Below are 20937 nucleotides of genomic sequence, written 5' to 3'. Positions count from 1 at the left end.
GCTCTTTTCTCATCTTTTATGCTTTAATAGATAAGTTTTTATAGCTTTTTTCAATACTTAAGCGATTTTTGAACATATAATTTTATTTTGTAAGGTCATTTTATGAATTTTGGTAAAATTTTTGGTATTTGTGCGTTGGCATCTGGCATCGCATTGGCAGGCTGCAGCAATCAATCAAACGAACCAGCTGCCATATCTGATACAGCTGCACAGACTATCAAGGTTGGCGTCATGGCAGGTCCTGAGCAAGCTGTGGCAGAGGTAGCAGGTCAAGTCGCCAAAGAAAAATACAACCTGACCGTTGAATTGGTTGAGTTTAATGACTATGCCATGCCAAACTCAGCCGTCTCAAAAGGTGAACTTGACGCCAATGCCATGCAGCACAAACCCTATCTTGAAAAAGACAGCCAAGAAAAAGGCCTAAATAACTTGGTCATCGTCGGCAACACCTTTGTATACCCATTGGCAGGTTATTCAACCAAAATCAAGACATTAAATGAGCTAAAAGATGGTGCAACCATCGCCGTTCCAAATGATCCCTCAAACTTAGCTCGTGCATTAATTTTACTTGAAAAACAAGGCTTAATTAAATTAAAAGACAATACCAACTTATTCTCAACCACGCTTGATATCGTAGAAAATCCAAAAAAATTGGTCATCAAAGAAGTGGATACCTCAGTTGCTGCTCGTGCAATTGACGATGTGGACTTGGCAGTGGTAAATAACAACTATGCAGGTCAAGTAGGTTTAACAGCCAGTGAAAATGGCGTTTTTGTTGAAGATAAAGACTCGCCTTATGTCAATATCATCGTCGCTCGTGCTGACAATAAAGACTCTAAGGCCATCCAAGACTTTGTGAAAGCCTATCAAACCGATGAAGTGGAAGCTGAAGCCAAAAAGCAATTTAAAGATGGTGTTATCAAAGGCTGGTAATCTGACCGATCTGACCATAAAAACCCTCCAACCGTTGGAGGATTTTTATTGAACCATCAAAGCCATACTTTAACGCTTAGTATCTTGAACTGCATTACGCTCATCAATTTCGCTCATTGGTGTTGCAGGTACAAACTGCCCATTATTAACATCGGTACCACGAGTGGCGTGCTGCGTTTTAAGCGACTTGGCAACTTCAGGTGGCATATAATTTTCGTCATGCTTTGCAAGCACTTCACCAGCAACAAACATGCCATCTTGTAGCTCACCTGTCGCTACGATGCCCGAATTTTCGGCAAACAAGTCTGGCAAAACGCCTCGATAACTGACCGGTACAACAGATTTATAGTCGGTGATTTTAAATTGTATATTCAGCTGATCGCTGGGGTCTCGCTGAACACTGCCTGCAACCACCATGCCCCCTACTCGGATACGCTTGGCTTCAGGAGCTTGACCTGCAGCGACCGCAGTTGGATCAAAATAATAATCTGTCTGATTGCGAATGGCATATAAAATTAAACTGACCGCCACGACAGCACCCAGCAGCACTGCCAGCACCCACATCAGTTTTTTTTGTCGTACAGAGTTCATTATTCCCCCACATCGTTTAAGTCGCCATATGCTCAAATGCTCATTACAGCGATAAATTCAGCCAAGCACCTACTGACGGCGCTGTTTGTTGGTTAATCGTCCGCGTGCATGCTGGCGACTGAGTTTTTGGATGGTAACTTTACGCTCATTTTTGGTATAAATAATTAATCCCAAAATAGCAATCACAGTCAATGCATAACATAGCCACACATAATAACCATGATCACCCATCGCAATAAATTCGCTCATTGACTTAAAATATGGTGTCATCACACACCTTCCTGACTTTGATTAATCAATCGCATCACCCAAGCCTTATTGGCTTCACGAGCCAAAATCAATGAATTGGTACGATAAATAGCAATTGCCGCCACCATAAAGTACATGCCCAAAATCATAATTAAAAGTGGTACCCACATGGATGCACTCATTTTTGGTGCATTGGTAACGGTAAATGTTGCACCTTGATGTAGCGTATTCCACCATTCAACAGAGTACTTGATGATGGGCAAATTCACCGCACCCACGATAGATAAAATGGCAGCTGCTTTTCCACGGTTGCTACTGCTTTCAAAAGCAGAAAACAACGCAATCACACCAGCATACAAAAACGCCAAAATCAGCATGGAGGTTAGGCGTGCATCCCAAACCCAATAAGTACCCCAAGTAGGTTTTGCCCAAATTGAACCCGTCAATAAACTGATCACACAAAAGATGAATCCAATGGGTGCAATTGCTTGGGCGACGATGTTAGCGGTCTTAATTTTCCACACCAAAAAAATCACACCAAGCACACTTAAAGCAAAATAGATGCTCATCGCAAGGCTTGCTGTGGGTACATGAATAAAGATAATGCGATAGCTGTTGCCCTGTAGATAATCAGGTGGCGCAAAACCAAGCGCCCAAACCAAACCTGTGCCAAGCAACAAGGCGGCGACTGTAGCCAAATACTTCACCCAAGGTGAAAAAATATAGAAAAATCGCTCAGTACCAACGGTTGTTAAAAACCCTTGCCACAGGCGGTCAACAAATCCGCCATTTTTGGGAACTGTATTTGGGGCCGGGTTGTTTTTTGGCATAAATCACCTAGCTATTGAATACTTATTAATCATTAAAGAGAATATAAACACATCTTATTATATCACATCACCCCCCATCGCTCATATACAATTTGCTGATAAACCAGATATTTACAGGGCTGTTTTACCGACACCGACTTGTAAAATCAAGCATTTGTCGGCATAATGAAAGAAAGCATCTTTATTTTAGGCATAGTTATGACAAATTCTGTAAAAACTCGCAAATCTTCTCGTCACATCTCTTTGGTTTTGCTTGGTGGTGCTGGGCTTGGCATTGCTGCTTGTTCACCCCAATCTCCAACAGTCGCAGAACATCAGCCGCAACAACAAGAACCTCTACAATACACCAACGCTGAAGCACAAGCACTTCAAGAGCAAGCCGCCGCCTTACAAGCCCAAGCTGCCGAGCTTGAAATGCAAGCTCAAGAAGCACAAGCAGATGCCAGCCATGAAACCAAGGCAACTTCTGCCGATGGTAGCGGTGTCGGTAGCCTACTGGCAGGTGCTGCAGCAGGCGCTGCGGCAGGTTATGTTGCAAGCAAAGTTGCTGGTAATCGTGCTGCTACCGCTCAAGCTTCACAAACCGCCCAAACACCAACAACCACACAGCAACCAGCACAAAATAACCAACAAGCCACCAACAGCAATCGCCAAAGCCTCGCTCAAGCCACCCAAGACAACCGAGCTGGCACCACTCGCCAAGGTTTTGGTGCGACAGGCGGTGCGACAGGTTCGGCCTCATGAAGCGTATCACTGTTGCACCACGACCAGATTGGCAAAGCGAAATGGCACGCATTGGCTTTAATTATCACAGCATTGATGGTAATTATTGGCAAGAAGATGCCTGCTATGTATTTACCGAATCCCAAATTGATTTGCTAGAAGATGCCACCAACACATTGCATCATATGTATGTACAAGCAGTTGCCCATGTGGTAAAAACTGGCGATTATGCAAGACTTGGCATTGATGATATCGCCGCTAAGCAGATTGAGGACAGTTTTGGCAGACAAGCACCCAGTTTATACGGGCGTTTTGATTTATGCTTTGATGGTATCAACCCGCCCAAACTTTATGAATATAACGCCGATACGCCCACCGCTTTATTTGAAGCAAGCGTTGCCCAGTGGTATTGGCTTCAGGCTCAAGGTGGTATATTAAGAGGAGCTGACCAGTTTAATAGCATTCATGAACGACTGCTTGTAGAGTTTGAATCATTAAAGCCGATGCTTGGTCATGACACGCTGTATTTAACCGCTGTTTCAGACAGTATTGAGGATTTAACCACAACACAATACCTACAAGATGTCGCCATTCAAGCTGGGCTACAGACTGATTATATTGATATCGGCAATATTGGTTATCGCATGAGTGATGGTCAATTTACTGATTTAAATAACAATATCATTCACCATCTGTTTAAACTGTATCCTTGGGAGTGGTTACTTGCTGAAGAATTTGGACAGCATATTGCCAGTAGCAATATTCATCTGATTGAGCCTGCTTATAAACTCTTGATGAGCAATAAAGCATTATTGACTGTCTTATGGGAGATGTTTCCAAATCATCCCAATCTGCTTGCAGCAAGCCTAAATCCAAACGATATTTCAACAAATGTGGTTAAAAAGCCGTTTTTTTCTCGTGAAGGTGCAAATATCAGCTTAACTCATGCCAATCAAACACTCTCAACGCATGGACAATATGGTCAAGAAGGGTATGTCTACCAAGAGTCCAAACCCTTACCCAAATTTAGCAACAATCAAGGTCAAGATGTGTTTGCAGTCATTGGTAGTTGGATTATCGGTCACAGTGCTGCAGGTATTGGCATTCGTGAGGACAGCACGCTCATCACCAAAGATACCAGCTTATTTGTCCCACACGCCTTTATCTGATTAACTTAATATCAATCAAAAAATCAATAAAAAAAATCTCAAGCAAATTATGGCTTGAGATTTTTTTATTGAACAATCATGACTTTGACGATTAAAACGGCATATCATCATCCGATAAGCCCTGTGATGGCGTGATGACAGGCTGATTTGTCGATGGCGTATTTGGCTTTTGGATAGGCGACATACCTGTATTTTGCTCAATGTGTGTTGGTTGCCCAAAAGCATGGTTTTGTGCCATCGAGCTACTCTGAGGCTGAGATGCTCGCTCTTGGGGATAGCCTGAATTTGGGTAGGCTTGGTTTGGCTGAGGCTGCGTATAGCCTGATGAATTTTGACCACCAAATTGATTGGCTTGTTGATAGGCAGTATTTGGATACTGTCCGCCTTGATTGCCCTGATTTTGATATTGCTGATTTGGATTGGCATTTGAATTGGCGTAACCACCTTGAGGATTGGCATAACCGCCATTATCACCACTTGCACGACTGCCAAGCATCTGCATATTATCCGCACGAATCTCTGTGGTATAACGCTCTTGACCCGTCTGAGTATCCTGCCACTTGCGTGTGCGTAAACTGCCCTCAACATAAATCTGTGAACCTTTACGCAGATACTGTGAGGCAATCTCTGCCAATCGGTTATTAAATACCACACGATGCCATTCGGTATGCTCTTTACGCTCGCCTGTGTTTCTGTCCGTCCAGCGTTCAGAGGTAGCGATTGATACCGTTGCAATCATGCCACCATTATCAAAATTACGAACTTCTGGGTCGTTACCTAAATTACCTACAAGAATGACTTTATTAACACTCATAAAATTTCCTTTGCTGGTTTTTTAATAAATTGTAATCATTAAATGGTTAAAATTAAGTATACTTTACGAAATTTTTGGATAAATTGCCATCAATTTTTGGTAAATTTATCCAATTTTGGTAAATTTATACAATGACTGAACAATTGATTTGCCAGTAAGCTTCACTTAAGCATGGGCTTTAAAAATCTGCCTGTATGTGAACGGCTATTTTTGGCAACTGTCTCAGGCGTACCTGTGGCGACAATCTCACCACCACCGCTACCACCTTCAGGGCCCAAATCCACAATCCAATCCGCCGTTTTAATCACATCCAAATTATGCTCAATCACCACAACAGTATTACCACGGTCACGCAATGTGTGTAAAATATGCAAAAGCTTAGCGATATCATGAAAATGCAGCCCTGTTGTCGGCTCATCTAAGATATACAAAGTCTTGCCCGTATCACGCTTGGCAAGCTCTTTGGCAAGTTTAACACGCTGTGCCTCACCACCTGATAAAGTCGTTGCCGACTGGCCCAAACGGATATAGTCAAGACCTACCTCATGCAGTGCTTCTAGGCGGCGATGAATAGCAGGAATGGGTTCAAAAAATCCCATCGCCTCCTCAACAGTCATATCAAGCACATCGCTGATGGATTTACCTTTATATTTAACCTCCAAAGTTTCACGATTATATCGCTTACCATGACACACATCACACGGCACATACATATCTGGCAAAAAATGCATCTCAACTTTAATCAATCCATCGCCCTGACATACCTCACAACGACCGCCTTTCACATTAAAACTAAACCGCCCTGCTTTGTAGCCACGCGCTCTGGCTTCTGGCGTTTGGGTAAATAAATCTCGTATCAGTGTAAACACGCCTGTATAAGTGGCAGGATTTGAACGCGGTGTACGACCAATCGGACTTTGATCGATATCCACCATTTTATCCAAATGCTCAAGTCCTGAAATTTTTTCATATTTTTCAGGAGCAAGTGTGGTGGCGTTATTTAAGGTAGTCGCAGCCAATGGCATAAGTGTACGGTTAATCAAGGTGGATTTACCTGAACCTGACACACCCGTAATGCAGGTCATGACACCAATCGGAATACTAAGATGAACATTTTTTAGATTATTACCAGTTGCACCCTCCAAATGAATCCATAATGGCTCTTGGATGGTTTTTTTACCTTTGATTATCTCGATGGTCTTAGGCAATTGGCGAGTAGTCGGCACCTCAATGCGTCGCTTGCCAGATAGGTACTCGCCCGTTAGCGACCCTGTGGTGTTGGCAACCTGTTCTGCACTACCTGATGCCACAACACGGCCGCCATGCACGCCTGCTCCAACGCCAATATCAATAATATAATCCGCCTGCCGAATGGCATCTTCATCATGCTCGACCACCACCACCGTATTGCCCAAATCACGCAACTGTATTAAAGTGGACAAAAGTCGATCATTATCCCTTTGATGCAGTCCAATAGACGGCTCATCAAGTACATACATCACGCCCATTAAGCCTGCACCAATCTGACTTGCCAAGCGGATACGCTGTGCCTCACCACCTGACAGCGTTTCAGCGGAGCGTGCCAAGGTCAAATACTCCAAGCCGACCTTGGTCAAAAAACCCAATCGCTCTTTGATTTCTTTGAAAATCTTATCAGCCACCTCGCCTTTAGCACCAGTAATTTTTAAGTTTTGATAATATTGCCACGCCTCCCCAATCGGCAGATGGATGATATCACCGATGGCTTTATCCTCCACACGCACATGGCGGGCAATATCATTTAGGCGTACACCATGGCACACATTGCACTGGGTATCTGATAGATACTGTGCCAACTCATCTCGCACCAAATTACTGGTTGTGGTTGTATAACGGCGTTCTAGATAAGGCAAAATCCCCTCAAAGGGCGTGTTTTTGGTCGTTTTACGCCCTCGTTCATCGGTAAAATTAAATTCAATTTTTTGTCTACCCGAACCATTTAAAATAATCGCTTGGTGTTTATTTGATAAGTCTTGCCACGGCATATCCATATCAATGCCAAAATGACGGCAAACCGTTGATAATAAGCCAAAATAATACGCATGACGTTTATCCCAACCATGAATAGCACCTTGATTCAGTGATTTTTCAGGATGGGTAACGATACGCTCGGCCGCAAAATACTGACGCTTACCCAAGCCATCACATGCAGGGCAAGCACCTGCAGGATTATTAAAGCTAAACAGCCTTGGCTCAAGCTCACTCACCGCACGGTCACACACAGGGCAAGAATGCTTAGCAGATAATATCTGCTCATCATCACCAACAGGATTACCATCCATGTGATACAAAATGGCGATATCATTACCAAGTTTTAATGCAACCTCCAAACTTTCGGCAACACGATTTCCCAAATCATCACGCACTTTAAATCGGTCAACCACCACCTCGATGCTGTGTTTTTTATTTTTTTCAAGGCTAGGTAACTCATCGGTCTCATAAATCACCCCATCAATACGCACGCGTGTAAACCCTTGAGATGGCAACTGCTCAAGCAAAGCAATATGCTCACCTTTACGCTCACGCACGACAGGTGCTAAAATCATCAATTTGGTCTCAGTCGGCAAACTCATAATCCCATCTACCATCTCACTGACTGTTTGTGCGACCATCGGCTCATCATGTTCAGGGCAATAAGGCACACCCACCCGTGCAAACAAAAGACGCAAGTAATCATATACCTCGGTAATTGTACCTACTGTTGAGCGAGGATTGTGGTTGGTGGACTTTTGTTCAATGGCGATTGCAGGTGATAAACCATCAATACTATCTACTTCTGGCTTTTGCATTTGGCTTAAAAATTGTCGAGCATATGCTGATAAACTTTCAACATAACGGCGTTGACCTTCGGCATACAAAGTATCAAACGCAAGTGATGACTTGCCTGAGCCTGACAAGCCAGTAATCACCACAAATTTATCTCGTGGAATATCTACATCAATATTTTTTAGATTGTGCGTGCGTGCACCACGGATGGCAATTTTATCTTGAGCCATGAAAACGCCTTTTTTATAGAAGAATTTAATAAGAAAATGGGGATTTTCTAGATATTTTAAAGCATTTGGCAGATGGGTTTTGTAATAAATACATGGATTTCATGTACGGTTTTATTGTTTAAATTGGCTTTTTTGTCTCATAATGATTACAATATTAAAAACCTAAAAAATTCGATTATGATACGACTTTATCTTGGCGGCTCGTTTGACCCCATTCATCGGGCACATCTGCAGATGGTGCTAAGTGCATATGACACCATACACCAAAAAACCACTGACACTGTAACCGTTCACCTATTGCCAACGGCTGGCAATCCCTTTAAAAACGCACCGACATCGCATGCACACCGCATCGTCATGCTCAAGCTTGCCATTACACCCTTGATAAAAAAAGGCATGAATATATCAATTGATGAGCGTGAGCTGTCTTTGATACCTCCGATATACACCATCGACACCATACGACAGCTTAAGTCCACTTATCCTGATGACCGATTAATTTTTATTATTGGGGGCGATAGTTTGGCAAATCTACATCAATGGAAGGCGTATGATGAGCTGATTTACCAAGTCAAATTGTGGGCATTTGACCGTGTCGATACCACGCCAGCTGATGAGACAGTAGCAACAAAGTGCACTACTAATTTGGATGAATTTTTGGCAAATGACCATACGATTTATTTAGATCACACACCCATCATGAACATCTCGTCCAGTCAAATCCGCACCCTAATCGCTGATGGTCGCACTAAGCTTGCTGCACCGCTGATGGATGAGTGCGTCTTGGCATATATCTGCACAGAAGGCTTATACCAAAACCTCAAAAATATGCTATAATTAAAAGTTATCCATCCAATTATCAATCAATTATGACGACTTTGAATTTAGACCAAACACTTGCACTTGTTACCACAACGCTTGATGACTTAAAAGCAAAAAACATAACGACCCTTGAAATCGAACATTTAACCGAAATTGCTGAACGCATCGTTATTTGTGAGGCCACCAGTAAACGCCATGTCAAAGCTTTGGCGGATAAATTGGGTGCTGCAACCAAAGAAGCTGGGCTAATGCCGCTTGGCCGTGAAGGTGATAAAGACAGCGATTGGACACTGGTGGACTTGGGTGCGGTGGTGGTACATATCATGACGCCACAAGCACGGGCATTTTATGACCTAGAAGGCTTATGGTCATCTCCAGATGCACTCAAAGCCTTAGTGGCTCAAAGAGACTAAACCTTTGAGACATTAGTCCTTTGAGACATGAATTAGTGGTGTGCCTGAAGGTGATAGTACCACTGATAGCACACCCCATAGCCGATGTGTAGAAAATTGGCGATGATACGCCCTGTCAATCCCCACACCACTTCAGGCTCACCAATTTGCCGATCATCAATCAGCCATGCTGGTGTGTGCAAATATGCTCGCCCAAAATTAGGACGCTCAAAATAATAATCTATGGGTGGCGTTGTTTTTAGATATGTCAGATCAGCCCAAAATAACCGCTGAATTTCATCTTCACTGGCGATTAAACTGTCTGCTATCGCAGGTGTCATACTGACAACCACAGGGCGTACCAAAAGACCTTTTTTGGAGATTTGCATCGGTAAAAATCCAATTAAAGTGCTGTCTTGTCTTAATAGACCCACCTCCTCAAATGCCTCTCGTGTCGCCACCTCATAAGAAGACCGATCCGTCTTATCACGCTTACCGCCCACCAGCGACACCTCACCTGCATGGCTTGATAAATTACTTGCTCGGCAAGTCAATAATAGCCTTGGGCTAATCTCATCAGTAATGGCAACAAGCACGCAAGCATGGGGCTGTGGCTTGTTAATGAGCAACTGTTCATAGGCTTGATTCAGTTGTTGCCTATCAACCCCTGCAATCAGATCATTATTTTGTGTCAAAGACAAAATATCTACACCGTGATACTCAGATAAGGCATGGCTAAGCGTAGAGAATCGATGCTCTGGTGGCAAATAAACCGCCGTTTTATCGACGAAATTTGGATCAGCATGCGTCTTAATTTGGCTAAAAAAATCGTTCATAACATTTGTATTTTTGGTGAAATTGACTTAAACTAAATCAGTCATGACAATCAAAGCTATCCTTACCATTTACCATATAATTTTGGGTAGTGTTCATTAATCAGCCAGTTTATTATAGACCGATGCCCTACTGTATGCAATGCGGACATGCCGCCACCTACACCATTCCTAAAGGCGATAGTCGTCAGCGTCTCGTCTGCTCAGCGTGCGGATTTATTCATTATGACAATCCAAAGATGATTTGCGGGGCTTTGGTACGCCATGAGAACAAAATTCTGCTTTGTCGCCGTGCCATTGAGCCAAGATACGGCTATTGGACTTTACCAGCAGGATTTATGGAAATTGGTGAGACCATGATGGAGGGTGCATTGCGTGAGACCATCGAAGAAGCTGCCGCTATTGCCACCGATGCTAAGCTGTACTGCTTATTTGATATGCCTTATTTGGGGCAAATCCATGCCATGTATTTGACCAACTTATCTTGTGATGGGCGATTTGGGGTTGGTGTTGAAAGCTTAGAATGTGCCTTGATTGATGAGCAGGATATCCCTTGGCAAGATTTGGCGTTTCGCACGATTCACTTGACACTTGAACAGTATTTGGCGGATAAAGCTGCGATTATCGCCCAAGGCAAGAACATTGATGATTTTACCAATTATCCCATTCATCAAATCACTTTAGACGAAATTGTCGTGGACGAATTACAATAAAAGATGATGTTATTTTGTCCCAAAAAACGCTGATGATACTTCTAAGATACTATACTTCTAAGATAAAGTTAATCGGACCGTCATTATGGGCAATCACTTGCATATGAGCACCAAATTGACCCGTCGCCACTGGCGTATGATACTGTTTGGCATAACAAACCAACTCATCAAACAGTTGTGCTGCCTGATTGGGTGGCATCGCTGGCCCAAAGTCAGGACGGCGACCTTTATCGGTCAGTGCCATCAGTGTAAACTGCGACACCAACAGCAAACCACCGCCCACATCAGCCACACTTTTATCCATCTTGCCAAGCTTGTCTGCGTCAGTGGTATTTTCAAAAATACGATAACTTAATATCTTATCCACCAAACGCTTTGCTTGCTTAACATCATCTGACTTGCCAATACCGATATAAGCCAGTATCCCACCATCAATCTCACCAACCACCTCACCGCAAACCTCAACGCGTGCTTGGTGTACCCGCTGTATCAATGCTTTCATTATTTGCCTTTTTTAAAATGAATTTAGGCCAAAGTCGGCTGAATTTAACTTAGGAATCTCCCACCAAAGGGCATCACTGTGATGGGCTTTGAGATACTCTTGCAAATACTGTTTGGTATCGGTTGCAATCATCTCATCATCGCCATCATCGGCTTGATTGTACGCCAGTGCGTACAAATATATGCCATAAGTTTTTAGGGCGTTTAAGCTTAGCAGAGTATGGTTAATGCTGCCAAGCCTGCCAGAGCTTACCAAAATCACAGGATAATTTTGACTGGCGATATAATCAATCATCAGCCCACCTTTGACATCATCCATCATCGGCACCATCAAACCGCCCGCTCCTTCAATCAGCACTATCTCATAAGCCTCTGCCAGCTGTTTGGTGCATGCCAAAAGATGGCTAACATCTACCGATACGCCATCCATCTTGCTTGCCAAATGTGGCGATGCAGGGTAGCTTAGTATCAAAGGCATTGTTAGGTGCGTCTCATCATCAGGCAACATACCCACGCCCATCATCTGTCGGTGCTGGGCAATGTCTTCGCTTAGCTTGATATTGCCAGTTTGGATAAGTTTTTGGGTGATAACCGTTCGCCCATTCTTTAAAAGCTGGCAGGCGATATGGCCTGTTGCGATGGTTTTACCAATGTTAGTATCAATACCGCTAATGAAATAGCTGCCTTGCATTTGGTGAAGATTGGGTAATGTGGTCATAAAGGCGAACTCATTGGTTTCATTGGTTTATGAGCAACAAAAAGCAGCGGCCGATAAGTTAAGGTATAACCTGCATCGGTATGAAATTGTTGATAGTTTTGACAAAACTTTGCCAAACTTTGCTTGCTCCAACATGCCTGCTCTGTGCCAACTGCTGTCACGCCTGTTGCTTTTAGGTGTCTTAGCACCGCCATCGGAGAGTCAAAATAAAGCACTTGCTCATCTGCCTTAAACTCATCAATCATAAAACCTGCTTGATTTAAACGCACCATCAGCTGTTTTGGCGTATCATAGCGTAGCCCTCGCCCTGTCAATGCTTGTATTTCAGATAAATTACCCTCAACAAAAGTACTGGCAGCAAAAAATCCGCCAGCTGTTAAAGTCTGAAAAACTCTTTTAAATAGCACATCTGGCGGATAAATCCATTGCAGTGCAGAAGATGAAATCACACCATCTAAGGTTTTTGGCAAATCAATCATCCCAATATCCCCGATCAGATAATTGGCATCAATATCCTTTGGCAGTGCGTTGGTTTGGATATTATCATACAAATCATTTAAATACAGTGTATCAACGCTAAAATTCTCAAATAAAGCATCGGTTAAAAGACCACTGCCAACGCCAATTTCAAGCAATCTTGATATGTGTTCATCTTGTATGACCCGATAAGGTTGCATGCCAGTATTTTTAGTATTACAAGCTTTAACCATCTTTGCTTTAACCATCTTTAAAGAGATGATAAGCCGTCTTGCCATCTTCGCCTGAACGGTTGCATGAGCGCGATAGCTTTGATGGGCCCTACAAAATCTTTGGGCGATTTTATTGGGATTTGATGATAAAGCGGATTTTGTCATTTACTCTCACCTCTGACGATTTGAGTAAGCACTTGGGTAAACTTTGTCATTGTATCATCATTAATGGCACTATTTAAACAAATTCGCAACCGTGATTGTCCTTTTGGTACGGTTGGTGGGCGTACAGCCAGCACATGATAACCTTGTCTGCCCAAATCAGCGGCGGCATTTAGTGTACGAGTATTGTCACCCAATATGATGGGAATGATTTGACTGGCAGAGGGGCATGGCAGCTTTGCCAAGTGAACCACTTTTGATAAATCATCACTAAGTTTCATCAGATGCTTACGCCTTTGGTTCATCAAAGGTATTTGCTCTAAAATAAAACAGCTCCAAGCAATGTTAATGGGTGGTAAGGCGGTACTAAAAATCAAAGGACGCATTTTATTAATCAGATAATCACGCAAAATGGGATGGCAAATACAGTATCCGCCAACTGATGCCAATGCTTTTCCAAATGCACCGACAATAAAATCAACTTGATTGATGACGCCATATTCTTCCACACAGCCCAAACCACGCCCACCTCGAACACCGATGGCGTGGGCTTCATCAACATAAAGCATCACCTTTGGGTATTGTGCCTTTAAATGGCTAAGATGGGATAAATTTGTGATATCGCCATCCATGCTAAAAATACTTTCGGTAACGACAATGATACGACAAATGCCATTATCTGATTGATATTTTTGGATTAATCCTTCAAGCTGGGGGAGATTTTGATGTTGATAGCGGATGGTTTTGGTGCCATGTTTGGCAGCCAATTGCATTCCATCAATGATACTGGCATGAACCAATTTATCCGCCAAAATCACCGTTTTATCATCACAAATGGCAGGTAAGATACCGATATTGGCATGATAACCACTATTAAATAATAAGCAAGGGCGACCAAATAATGATGCCATTTTGGTCTCTAATCGCTCAAAATTTTCAAAATTCCCTGTCAATAATCTAGAAGAAGACGCACTAAACGGCCAACGCTGTTCATGCAGCAGCTCTAAGAATTCTTCATAAAGTGATGTTTGACTGGCAATGCCCAAATAATCATTGCTGGCTAAATTGAGCAAAGGCTTGCTGTCATTGACACCAATGCGTTGCCCTTGATGTTTTAAGCGTTGTAATTGGCGGTGATTGTGCGATGCTTTTAAAGCAGACAGCTGTTCGGCATAAAAATTTAATAACTGGTCATTCATCATTCATCTTCATTGATTATTGGGTTCATTGACTGTTTTTTAAAATTGGGTGATAAGGTTGTGCAGATTAAATCGGTAAACTCATGCAATAAAGTTGCCAGCTCATCATCGCTGATGATAAATGGTGGCATCAGATAAACCAGCCGTCCAAAGGGGCGAATCCATATCCCTCGTGCGACGCATTCTTGTTGAATGATTGCCATATCTACCGGGTCTGTCATCTCAACCACTGCAATCGCCCCCAAAATACGCACATCAGCGACATGTGGCAACTGTTTAAGATGGGTTAATGTCATGCGACATGTCCGAGCAATACGCCGAACATGATATTGCCAAGGGCTTTGTAATAAAAGCTGAACACTTGCCAGTGCCACAGCACATGCCAATGGATTTGCCATAAATGTTGGCCCGTGCATGAACGCACCCACCTTACCATGGCTGATGGTGTGTGCCACTTTGGTTGTGGTGAGTACAGCTGACAATGTCATATAACCGCCCGTTAATGCCTTGCCCAAACACATGATGTCAGGCACTACCTTGGCATGTTCGCAAGCAAACAGACGACCTGTCCGCCCAAAGCCTGTGGCAATTTCATCAAAAATCAATAACACCCCATATTCATCACATAATTTACGCAGCTGCCTTAGATAATTTGTGTGATAAAACCGCATGCCACCTGCCCCCTGAACAATAGGCTCAATGATAAAAGCCGCTAAGTTTTTATGGTGTCTCTTAAATGCCAAGCGAATATCGTCCATGGCCGCATCATCCCAAGGGTCATCAATCTTAATCGTTGGTGCATCCACAAAAATGCGACTGGGCAGAGCATCCCCAAAAATTTGGTGCATGCCTGTGATGGGGTCGCAAACACTCATGGCATTCCAAGTATCGCCATGATAGCCTGAGCGGGTTGTCATGATGTTGTTTTTGGTGGTCTTGCCCAAAGCATGCTGATATTGAACCGCCATTTTCAAAGCCACCTCAACGGCAACCGACCCTGAATCGGCATAAAAAATGTGTTGAAGCGGTTTTGGGACAATGCTAAGCAATAATTGCCCAAGTTTGATGGCAGGTTCGTGTGTCAGCCCACCAAACATGATATGAGACATTTTGGTGAGCTGTTCGGTGATGGCGGCATTTAAAACAGGATGGTTGTATCCATGAATGGCACACCACCATGATGACATGCCATCGATGAGTACCGTGCCATCTTGTAGATGAATTTGACAACCTTTGGCACAAGCAACAGGCAAGGCTGGCAAAGGGCTCGTCATAGAAGTGTAAGGGTGCCACAAATGGGCGGTATCAAATTCGTTAATCATCGCCTAAATCTTAGTCAAATTGGCTTATCATAGCGAATTTAGATAAAAAATGATAGCTTTAATGGTTTGAATATTTTTGTATTATCCTAATCAAATAAACACACTTTATCATCAAACCAGCGAATGAAGAAAATCTATCTTAAAAACCAAACAAGCTGTTAAGCGTTGGGCAGTCTTGCCATCCATATGCCTACCCCAAGGCTAATCGCTGCCAAAAGCCAAGCCACCCACTGCCACGAGCTTGGTAATTTAAAAAATAATATGATTGTTGACAGACTCATCATCGACCAAGCCAAATATTTGGCAAATCTTGGAATAGCACGATGCGTTTGCCAATTGATAATCATCTGCCCAAATAGTCGATGTGCCAGTAGCCACGCATAAAATCGCCGTGAGCTTCTTGCCCAAAAATAGCCCGCCAATAAAATAAAAACCGTCGTCGGCATGCCTGGCACAACGATACCAATTAGCCCCAAAATCAAACACACCAAGCCCAAAACAAAATACACCGCTCGCATCAAAGCACTTTGGTGAATGAGATTTTTGGGTGTCGGTTGTGTCGGTTTGAGCGGTGTTATCATGGCTTGGGCAGGTGTCATCGGTTATGTATCATCTTATAGAGCTATTTTGATACATCATACTGCATTGTCAGTGGCTTTTCTATTTGAAAATATAAATCATTCTCATTATATCAATCAATGGTCAGCTTAGCCATAAAAAGATAATCTTAAGATGGTATTTTCTTAAGAGAGCATTTTGGGTAAATTTTCATCAAACCCTATCATAAAATTTATGATAAAATAAAAAATATCTTAAAAAATATCTGAATAGGTCAACCATGAATCCTTTCACACTTATCCAAAATCTCATCCCACAGCAGGCGCTCAGCGAATTTGCAGGCAACCTAGCCGCCAGCCAAAATCCGTATGTTAAAAAATCCTTGATTCACAGCTTTGCTAAGGCGTATCACATAAATTTGGATGAATATGCACGCAGTCAATTTTCTGATTATAGTAGTTTTAATGACTTTTTTACACGCGAACTAAAATCAGATGCACGCCCAATTGATGAGACGCCCAATCAGCTGATTTGCCCTGCTGATGGTACGATTTCACAAATTGGAGACATCAAACAAGGTATGATTCTGCAAGCGAAAGGTCGCACCTATGAGATTGGGCAACTGCTTGCTGATTATGACGATGGTCAGTATTTTATGAATGGCAGTTTTGCAACAATTTATTTGGCACCCAGCAATTATCATCGTGTGCATATGCCCTTTGATGGTCAATTGACTGCCACACGCTATGTACCAGGTACGCTGTTTTCGGTTAATCACACAACCGCCAAGCATGTGCCTGATTTGTTTGCACGAAATGAGCGGCTAATTTGTTTATTTGATACCAGTTTTGGGCGAGCTGCTGTGGTGATGGTTGGGGCGATGATTGTTGCAGGCATTGAATCGGTCGCAACTGGTAAGATTAATCGCACGCCCCACATTCAATATCGTACCCATGAGTTAACTTTATCAAAAGGCGATGAGCTTGGGCGTTTTTATTTAGGCTCAACTGCCATCATCATATTACCAAAATCCGCCCACAATGACTGGCTTGCACACATCACTCACGGTAAAAAAGTCATGATGGGTCAGGCAATTGGCAATATACCTGTCTGATAACACAGGTTATCGTGTAAAATTTATCAAACCAAAACAATGATTTTTGCATGAAAATAGCTAAATTTGGTGACTTAAGAGAAAATTTTCTTATTTTTTAAACACAAAATAGCCATTTTTATGACGAATATAAAAGGCAATGATACCCTAAAAACTTGCTTGTTATTTTGATATTTTTGGCGTAGAATTTGAAGAAATTCAATAAAACACCATTTGATTATTTTTCAAATCACCTTAACTATCACAGCCTATTTGAGGTGTTTTTTAAACTTTTTTACTGTAAATGATTATCAATCAACTAACCTAGGGGTATCGTAATGCAAGCAAATTTACATCAAGTCGATCGTATCATTCGTATTGTTATTGGTATCGCTTTAATTGTATTACCTTTGTTTGCGGTCATCGGCTGATGGGGCTATGTTGTTGGGGCGATACTACCGGCAACAGGCCTGATTAATTTTTGCCCAATATACCGCTTGCTTGGTATCAATACCTGTAAATACAAAAGATAATCAGACACAATAAATCACATGACCATATTAAGATAGCCTATTAATATGGTCATCCTAGCTGGTATTTAGTTAATCTTAACGCCTAATCTGCCAAATCTGCATCCATCGCCACTTTATCTAGCTCCACTGCTTGCAATGTATCGAGCGCATCAATCAAAGCCCGATATGCTGGACGCAAGGCAATAAAATGGCTTGGAGTGACTGCCGTGATATCATTTCGGCATGCCGACTCAAAAATCTCTGAAACCGCACGCAGCCTTGGCACGCCTGCGTACCGTGCTGCCCCAACCATCCGATGGCTGATATCAGCCAAACTGACACGGTCACGGTCTGCCCATGCACGCTCAAGTGACTGACGCTCAGAGTCAGCACCATCAATGAGCATCTCAAGCAGTCTATAGGCAAGCTTAGGTTTATTTGCTGAACGCTCAAGCGCATCGCCCCAATCTACAACGGGTAATTTTTCAGGGGCATCGACGGCATTTTTTGGTACATCAAGTATGGGCAAACTTTCAACCATATCCAATACATTGAGTTTATCAGCTGCCACATCATGACCAAGCCATTTTTGTAGCGTTTGTACCAGCTGTACCTCACCGATTGGCTTACTAACATAATCATTAAGCCCCGATGAGACCAACTGATCTTTTTCATCTGACAGACCATGGGCAGTCAATGCAATAATAGGTACAGGCTTGCTCAAATGTGCTTGCTCAATTTTTCGAATTTCGATAGAGGTCTCAAGTCCTGACATTCTTGGCATCTGGACATCCATAAATATCATGTCAATGGGTGGCGTTGACCCTGTGATGCTCTGCGTCATCCTTTCGATGGCCTCAAAGCCGCTATTTGCCGTAACAACCTCAACACCAAGCTCAGCAAGTAATGCATCTAGCACCAAAAGATTTGGTAAATGGTCATCTACAGCCAAAATCCTACGCCCCACAAATTTGGCCTGACGAGGTGATTGTATCGCCGACAGGTTTTGCTGATTTAAAAGCATGGCATATAGCTGCCTTTTATCCATCGGCTCATATAATGCTTGGGTCTGATAACGCAATAACAACTGTTCGTTGATACCCACTTGATAACCAAAACTGGCAAGCTTACCATCATATCGTAAGCGAATTTGTCGTAACACGGCACCCACATCATCTTTGGCAGCGTCTTGGCCAAAATTATCCACAATCACCCAATCATAATCCATCTCATTTTTATCAAGCTTTTCTAATAAATCTGCAAGACCAATGGCTATCGTTAATTGAACTTTTGTGCCAACCAAACTGCTCTTTAGTACCCGCAATGCTGGTGCATGGTTAATCCAAACCAAAAGTTGCATGGGTGTGTGCAACAACTCTGCAAGCTTAGGTAAGGCATCATCAATCGAACCTTCATCCACACCCATGGGCATCTCAAACCAAAAAGTTGCACCTGCATTAGCAATATTTTCACTGCGATTGTCAATAAAACCAATCGAGCCACCCATCAATTGTGTCAACTGCTTTGAGATAACTAAACCCAAACCCGTTCCACCATAGCGGCGAGTGACGCTCAAATCACCTTGACCAAAACTTTGAAACAGCTGTTCTTTATCACTTTCACTAATGCCTTTGCCTGTATCTTCCACCTCAATGCATAAATATCCTGTTTTTTCAGCCAAACTCACTCGAACCACGACACTGCCCATATCAGTAAATTTGATGGCATTACCCACAAGATTGGTTAAGATTTGCTTTACTCTTAAACTATCGCCAATAATGCGAGTTGGTACATCATCATAAAATAAGACTGCCAGACGCAGCCGCTTTTCAAGTGCTGCTGGTGACAGCATATCAACCACATCATACACTGCATCATATAAATCAAAATCATGGCTATCTAAAATCAGCTTACCTGCCTCAATCTTAGAAAAATCAAGCACATCATTAACCAGTGCCAGCAAATGTGCTGATGATTTTTTGATGGTTTGTACATATAAATTTTGCTCACCAGTCAACTCACCTTTACGGGCTAACAAATTAATAAAACCATCAATGCTATTTAATGGTGTACGCAGCTCATGACTGATATTTGCTAAAAATGCTGACTTGGCTTGGCTGGTTGAGATTGCTGCATCACGAGCATTTCGAATAGAGATATTTTGCATTTCCATTTCATCAAATGCTTGCTGTAAATCATGTTCTGTTTCATCGGCATGGTTTTTTAGTTCTGTAAAGCTGGCATGCAGGCGGCGAACCGCTCGTGTAAAATCATCTCGCAATAAGGCAAATTCACCACTGGTTTTTAGTTGTGGTACACGGGATAAATTATCGGTATTTAGTCGCTGTAAGTACAGCCGCATCTCATAAAGTGGCGTAATCCAGCGTTTAGAATAAATATTTAAAATCAGCAAAAGCAGTAAAATGGTCGTCAATCCAATGGCAGTCAACGCCAATGCTACCCGATATGAGGTAATCGTCAATGGTGTATTATCCATATCCACCAAAAGCCAATAACGCTCATTATCAAAAATGAATGATTTGCCATAGGCGGTGCCTACAGCGGTTGGTATGCGATAGATTTCTTTGGCTTGTAAATCAACATCTCCCCAAGATAAATCTGTCTGCATTCCCGTACTAAAAAGCACCTGACCGATGCCATCCATAATTGCCACTCGAAGTACATGCTGATTACGAGACTGTTGAAGTTGTACGAACCAATTGGTATTAAAAAATGGTATATCTTGAGCATGGCGAGCCATCGCACGATTTGGTAAATTGGTATCATGTGGCGTAATGGCAATTAATATCTCATCTTCATTCATCTGAGCGACACGCTCATCCAAACGATTTTGGCGATGTTGAAGGTCTGTTAATAAAGGACGCACGATGGCATCATAACGTACCAATGCTGCATTTGCCATGGTGTCTTGTTCTGAGAGTATGGCACGGCGTACCTCACTCATGACCAAGTACGAACCTAAAAATGCCAATACCACAATCGGTAAGAATACCAACAAAATCAGCTGCCCATAAGCGCTTTTTATGCCAAATGCTTTATTGATTTGCATGGATAATCA

20 protein-coding genes and 1 pseudogene are annotated in these 20937 nt (G+C 42.6%); 8 read left to right on the top strand and 13 right to left on the bottom strand.

Translation table 11 applies throughout. The annotated features are described in order from the left end of the window. The first annotated feature begins 102 nt into the window (after positions 1-102). Positions 103-933 carry a MetQ/NlpA family lipoprotein gene (locus HMPREF2573_RS01480; protein WP_003656298.1) on the top strand — a complete coding sequence of 277 codons (831 nt, stop codon included), beginning with the start codon at positions 103-105 and terminating at the stop codon, positions 931-933. Between the two features lie 69 nt (positions 934-1002). Here the strand turns inward: HMPREF2573_RS01480 and ccmE are convergent, their stop codons facing one another. The 3 genes from ccmE to HMPREF2573_RS01465 all read right to left on the bottom strand — a co-directional run bounded on the left by ccmE (position 1003) and on the right by HMPREF2573_RS01465 (position 2603). Next, positions 1003-1524, bottom strand: a complete 522-nt coding sequence (gene ccmE, locus HMPREF2573_RS01475) for a cytochrome c maturation protein CcmE (protein WP_003672821.1) — start codon at positions 1522-1524, stop codon at positions 1003-1005. Between the two features lie 69 nt (positions 1525-1593). Further along, positions 1594-1794: a heme exporter protein CcmD gene (ccmD, locus tag HMPREF2573_RS01470; RefSeq protein ID WP_003656294.1), complete on the bottom strand. Its 201-nt coding sequence runs from the start codon at positions 1792-1794 to the stop codon at positions 1594-1596. Further along, the gene (locus HMPREF2573_RS01465) at positions 1794-2603 is read right to left on the bottom strand and encodes a heme ABC transporter permease (protein ID WP_003656293.1); all 810 of its coding nucleotides are present in this window, start codon (positions 2601-2603) and stop codon (positions 1794-1796) included. The genes ccmD and HMPREF2573_RS01465 overlap by 1 nt, the downstream gene beginning before the upstream one ends. Before the next feature lie 198 nt (positions 2604-2801). Here HMPREF2573_RS01465 and HMPREF2573_RS01460 point away from each other — a divergent pair, with 198 nt between their 5' ends. Both HMPREF2573_RS01460 and HMPREF2573_RS01455 read left to right on the top strand, forming a co-directional pair. Then, the gene (locus HMPREF2573_RS01460; RefSeq protein ID WP_003656286.1) at positions 2802-3347 is read left to right on the top strand and encodes a hypothetical protein; all 546 of its coding nucleotides are present in this window, start codon (positions 2802-2804) and stop codon (positions 3345-3347) included. Next, positions 3344-4495: a glutathionylspermidine synthase family protein gene (locus tag HMPREF2573_RS01455; RefSeq protein ID WP_013107674.1), complete on the top strand. Its 1152-nt coding sequence runs from the start codon at positions 3344-3346 to the stop codon at positions 4493-4495. Before HMPREF2573_RS01460 ends, HMPREF2573_RS01455 begins: the two co-directional genes overlap by 4 nt. Before the next feature lie 91 nt (positions 4496-4586). Here the strand turns inward: HMPREF2573_RS01455 and ssb are convergent, their stop codons facing one another. Next, positions 4587-5309 carry a single-stranded DNA-binding protein gene (ssb, locus tag HMPREF2573_RS01450; protein ID WP_042510179.1) on the bottom strand — a complete coding sequence of 241 codons (723 nt, stop codon included), beginning with the start codon at positions 5307-5309 and terminating at the stop codon, positions 4587-4589. Positions 5310-5470: 161 nt separating this feature from the next. Beyond that, entirely contained in the window at positions 5471-8344 is a 2874-nt protein-coding gene (gene uvrA, locus HMPREF2573_RS01445) for an excinuclease ABC subunit UvrA (protein WP_003672820.1), read from the bottom strand. A 72-nt stretch (positions 8345-8416) separates the two neighbouring features. Here uvrA and nadD point away from each other — a divergent pair, with 72 nt between their 5' ends. Next, a complete protein-coding gene (gene nadD / locus HMPREF2573_RS01440; protein WP_003656827.1) occupies positions 8417-9181 on the top strand; it encodes a nicotinate (nicotinamide) nucleotide adenylyltransferase in 765 nt (254 codons plus the stop codon). A 32-nt stretch (positions 9182-9213) separates the two neighbouring features. Continuing rightward, positions 9214-9579, top strand: a complete 366-nt coding sequence (gene rsfS / locus HMPREF2573_RS01435; RefSeq protein ID WP_003656829.1) for a ribosome silencing factor — start codon at positions 9214-9216, stop codon at positions 9577-9579. Positions 9580-9611: 32 nt separating this feature from the next. On the opposite strand, the gene HMPREF2573_RS01430 is transcribed toward rsfS, so the two are convergent. Further along, positions 9612-10394, bottom strand: a complete 783-nt coding sequence (locus HMPREF2573_RS01430) for an NUDIX hydrolase (protein WP_070472305.1) — start codon at positions 10392-10394, stop codon at positions 9612-9614. A gap of 134 nt (positions 10395-10528) precedes the next feature. On the opposite strand from HMPREF2573_RS01430, the gene HMPREF2573_RS01425 reads away from it, so the two are divergent. Further along, a complete protein-coding gene (locus tag HMPREF2573_RS01425) occupies positions 10529-11104 on the top strand; it encodes an NUDIX hydrolase (RefSeq protein ID WP_083297492.1) in 576 nt (191 codons plus the stop codon). 49 nt (positions 11105-11153) lie between these two features. Here the strand turns inward: HMPREF2573_RS01425 and dtd are convergent, their stop codons facing one another. The 6 genes from dtd to HMPREF2573_RS01395 all read right to left on the bottom strand — a co-directional run bounded on the left by dtd (position 11154) and on the right by HMPREF2573_RS01395 (position 16294). Continuing rightward, entirely contained in the window at positions 11154-11606 is a 453-nt protein-coding gene (dtd, locus tag HMPREF2573_RS01420; RefSeq protein WP_003663421.1) for a D-aminoacyl-tRNA deacylase, read from the bottom strand. Between the two features lie 12 nt (positions 11607-11618). Beyond that, complete coding sequence (bioD, locus tag HMPREF2573_RS01415; RefSeq protein ID WP_003667256.1) at positions 11619-12323, bottom strand: dethiobiotin synthase; 705 nt, start codon at positions 12321-12323, stop codon at positions 11619-11621. Beyond that, on the bottom strand, positions 12320-13177 hold the full coding sequence (locus HMPREF2573_RS01410) for a methyltransferase domain-containing protein (RefSeq protein ID WP_042510176.1): 858 nt from the start codon (positions 13175-13177) through the stop codon (positions 12320-12322). The genes bioD and HMPREF2573_RS01410 overlap by 4 nt, the downstream gene beginning before the upstream one ends. Beyond that, positions 13174-14373, bottom strand: coding sequence for an 8-amino-7-oxononanoate synthase (locus HMPREF2573_RS01405; RefSeq protein WP_042510519.1), 1200 nt, complete (start codon positions 14371-14373; stop codon positions 13174-13176). The genes HMPREF2573_RS01410 and HMPREF2573_RS01405 overlap by 4 nt, the downstream gene beginning before the upstream one ends. After that, complete coding sequence (bioA, locus tag HMPREF2573_RS01400; protein WP_003666631.1) at positions 14373-15695, bottom strand: adenosylmethionine--8-amino-7-oxononanoate transaminase; 1323 nt, start codon at positions 15693-15695, stop codon at positions 14373-14375. Before bioA ends, HMPREF2573_RS01405 begins: the two co-directional genes overlap by 1 nt. Before the next feature lie 158 nt (positions 15696-15853). After that, positions 15854-16294: a YbaN family protein gene (locus HMPREF2573_RS01395; protein WP_003656837.1), complete on the bottom strand. Its 441-nt coding sequence runs from the start codon at positions 16292-16294 to the stop codon at positions 15854-15856. A 239-nt stretch (positions 16295-16533) separates the two neighbouring features. On the opposite strand from HMPREF2573_RS01395, the gene asd reads away from it, so the two are divergent. Continuing rightward, complete coding sequence (gene asd / locus HMPREF2573_RS01390) at positions 16534-17367, top strand: archaetidylserine decarboxylase (protein ID WP_003663416.1); 834 nt, start codon at positions 16534-16536, stop codon at positions 17365-17367. A 317-nt stretch (positions 17368-17684) separates the two neighbouring features. Further along, positions 17685-17879 (top strand): annotated as a pseudogene (locus tag HMPREF2573_RS01385) (DUF2892 domain-containing protein). 82 nt (positions 17880-17961) lie between these two features. On the opposite strand, the gene HMPREF2573_RS01380 reads toward HMPREF2573_RS01385, so the two are convergent. Continuing rightward, positions 17962-20928 carry an ATP-binding protein gene (locus HMPREF2573_RS01380; RefSeq protein ID WP_003666624.1) on the bottom strand — a complete coding sequence of 989 codons (2967 nt, stop codon included), beginning with the start codon at positions 20926-20928 and terminating at the stop codon, positions 17962-17964. Positions 20929-20937: the final 9 nt, after the last annotated feature.

This window comes from Moraxella sp. HMSC061H09 (genome assembly GCF_001809255.1).
GTDB lineage: Bacteria > Pseudomonadota > Gammaproteobacteria > Pseudomonadales > Moraxellaceae > Moraxella > Moraxella catarrhalis.
This window is presented reverse-complemented; position numbering and strand designations above follow the sequence as displayed.

Excerpts from the sequence above, each read along its gene's own strand:
- HMPREF2573_RS01480 (WP_003656298.1), top strand. The coding sequence starts at position 103 with ATGAATTTTGGTAAAATTTTTGGTATTTGTGCGTTGGCATCTGGCATC.
- ccmE (WP_003672821.1), bottom strand. The coding sequence starts at position 1,524 with ATGAACTCTGTACGACAAAAAAAACTGATGTGGGTGCTGGCAGTGCTG.
- ccmD (WP_003656294.1), bottom strand. The coding sequence starts at position 1,794 with ATGACACCATATTTTAAGTCAATGAGCGAATTTATTGCGATGGGTGAT.
- HMPREF2573_RS01465 (WP_003656293.1), bottom strand. The coding sequence starts at position 2,603 with ATGCCAAAAAACAACCCGGCCCCAAATACAGTTCCCAAAAATGGCGGA.
- HMPREF2573_RS01460 (WP_003656286.1), top strand. The coding sequence starts at position 2,802 with ATGACAAATTCTGTAAAAACTCGCAAATCTTCTCGTCACATCTCTTTG.
- HMPREF2573_RS01455 (WP_013107674.1), top strand. The coding sequence starts at position 3,344 with ATGAAGCGTATCACTGTTGCACCACGACCAGATTGGCAAAGCGAAATG.
- ssb (WP_042510179.1), bottom strand. The coding sequence starts at position 5,309 with ATGAGTGTTAATAAAGTCATTCTTGTAGGTAATTTAGGTAACGACCCA.
- uvrA (WP_003672820.1), bottom strand. The coding sequence starts at position 8,344 with ATGGCTCAAGATAAAATTGCCATCCGTGGTGCACGCACGCACAATCTA.
- nadD (WP_003656827.1), top strand. The coding sequence starts at position 8,417 with ATGGGTTTTGTAATAAATACATGGATTTCATGTACGGTTTTATTGTTT.
- rsfS (WP_003656829.1), top strand. The coding sequence starts at position 9,214 with ATGACGACTTTGAATTTAGACCAAACACTTGCACTTGTTACCACAACG.
- HMPREF2573_RS01430 (WP_070472305.1), bottom strand. The coding sequence starts at position 10,394 with ATGAACGATTTTTTTAGCCAAATTAAGACGCATGCTGATCCAAATTTC.
- HMPREF2573_RS01425 (WP_083297492.1), top strand. The coding sequence starts at position 10,529 with ATGCAATGCGGACATGCCGCCACCTACACCATTCCTAAAGGCGATAGT.
- dtd (WP_003663421.1), bottom strand. The coding sequence starts at position 11,606 with ATGAAAGCATTGATACAGCGGGTACACCAAGCACGCGTTGAGGTTTGC.
- bioD (WP_003667256.1), bottom strand. The coding sequence starts at position 12,323 with ATGACCACATTACCCAATCTTCACCAAATGCAAGGCAGCTATTTCATT.
- HMPREF2573_RS01410 (WP_042510176.1), bottom strand. The coding sequence starts at position 13,177 with ATGACAAAATCCGCTTTATCATCAAATCCCAATAAAATCGCCCAAAGA.
- HMPREF2573_RS01405 (WP_042510519.1), bottom strand. The coding sequence starts at position 14,373 with ATGAATGACCAGTTATTAAATTTTTATGCCGAACAGCTGTCTGCTTTA.
- bioA (WP_003666631.1), bottom strand. The coding sequence starts at position 15,695 with ATGATTAACGAATTTGATACCGCCCATTTGTGGCACCCTTACACTTCT.
- HMPREF2573_RS01395 (WP_003656837.1), bottom strand. The coding sequence starts at position 16,294 with ATGACACCTGCCCAAGCCATGATAACACCGCTCAAACCGACACAACCG.
- asd (WP_003663416.1), top strand. The coding sequence starts at position 16,534 with ATGAATCCTTTCACACTTATCCAAAATCTCATCCCACAGCAGGCGCTC.
- HMPREF2573_RS01380 (WP_003666624.1), bottom strand. The coding sequence starts at position 20,928 with ATGCAAATCAATAAAGCATTTGGCATAAAAAGCGCTTATGGGCAGCTG.